Source organism: Allobosea sp. P4_E12, from assembly GCF_056401655.1.
Genome location: NZ_JBFUIY010000125.1, coordinates 1 through 1,510 on the forward strand (window position 1 = coordinate 1; position 1,510 = coordinate 1,510).

The following is a 1,510-nucleotide window of genomic DNA, read 5'->3' on the forward strand; positions in this document are numbered from 1 at the left end:
CCGAGCGGCGGCGGCAAGACGACGCTGGTGCGGGCCCTGACCGGGATCTGGCCGTGCCTGCGCGGCTCGGTCCGGCTCGACGGCGCCGAGCTGGCGCAATGGCCGGAGGCCAGCCTCGGGCGCTTCATCGGCTATCTCCCGCAGGAGGTCAGCCTGCTCGATGCCAGCGTCGAGGAGAACATCTCGCGGCTCTCGGCTGAGAGCGACGCCGCCGGGGTCGTGGCGGCGGCGAAGGCGGCCGGCATCCACGAGATGGTCGTGCGGCTGGCCGATGGCTACCAGACCCAGCTCGGGCCGCAAGGCGCGGCGCTCTCGGCCGGCCAGCGCCAGCGCATCGGCCTGGCGCGGGCGCTCTACGGCAACCCCTTCCTGGTCGTCATGGACGAGCCGAACTCGAATCTCGACGGCGAGGGCGAGAGCGCGCTCAAGGCGGCGATCGAGACGGTCAAGGAGCGCGGCGGCATCGCGATCATCGTGGCGCACCGGCCGAGCGCGCTCGCCGCCGTCGACTTCGTCGGCGTCATCCAGAACGGCAAGCTCGCCGCCTTCGGGCCGCGCAACGAGATCCTGACCCCGGCGACGACGCAGGTCGCCCCGGCCAGCACGCCGGCAGCACCGCTGCGGATGCCGCAGGCCAGTCCYATCGCAGCTCCCTTCAAGCCTGCGCAYGAACGGGTGTCGGCATGATCGAGATCARRACCCTCAAGGCCCCGGCGCCGGGCGCGCCSTCCGCGGAGCAGAGCTACCGCAAGATCACCGACGAGGACGCGGCGCCGTCGTCGCGCTGGCCGGCGCTGGTCGTGCTCGCGCTSACCGCGGTCGCGATCTACGTCAAGAGCCTCTTCCCCAGCCACGCCAAGTCCGATCTCGGTCCGCCCACCGAGCCCCCGGGCGAGGATGCGGCTGGGGGAGGCSCSYCGARGCAGGCGCAGGCCGAGGAGGCSGACAAGGAGGCCGAGGACGAGACCGGCGCGATCAAGAAGGARCCCGAGCCCGACCAGGCGMTCGGCTCCGGCGGCCAGGCYGTCGGCACGGSCGGGCTTGCCGCCTTCCTCGGCATCGATTCCCCGCCGATCGACTATGAGCARCTGCCGCTGCGCCGCTTCTCGCCGGCCAAGCTCGAGGATGTCTTCGGCGATCCGGCCAGCAACGACAACCTGACGCTCRGCCATGGCGGCGGCCTCTCCGGCAGTGCCGGCGCCAGTGGCCATGATTTCGAGGGGATCGCTTCGGCCGGCGGCGGCTCGGGCGGCCACCACCCCGGCCCGGGCAGCCATTCCGGCCCGGGCGGCGAGAACCCTGGCGGACCCGGTGGCGAGAATCCCGGCGGTCCCGGTGGCCCCGGGAGCCCGCGCAGCAACCGCGCCCCGCTGCTTGCCGGTGTGGTCAGCCTGCGCAGCATCGGGCGCTGCGAGACGTTGCTGATCACCGCGATCGGACTGCTCGCAGGGGCGCTGGATCCTGATGGCGATGTGCTGGCGATCCGCAATCTCACCGCCTCCAGCGGCAC

General features: G+C 72.8%; 1 protein-coding gene and 1 pseudogene. Both read left to right on the forward strand.

From position 1 onward, the window contains the following. Positions 1 to 687 (forward strand): ATP-binding cassette domain-containing protein (locus AC1DW9_RS36605; protein WP_476855412.1); only part of this gene is annotated, 687 nt, incomplete at its 5' end. Beyond that, positions 684 to 1,510, forward strand: a pseudogene (locus AC1DW9_RS36610) (hypothetical protein); the annotation flags it as partial. The gene AC1DW9_RS36605 and the pseudogene AC1DW9_RS36610, both read left to right, overlap by 4 nt.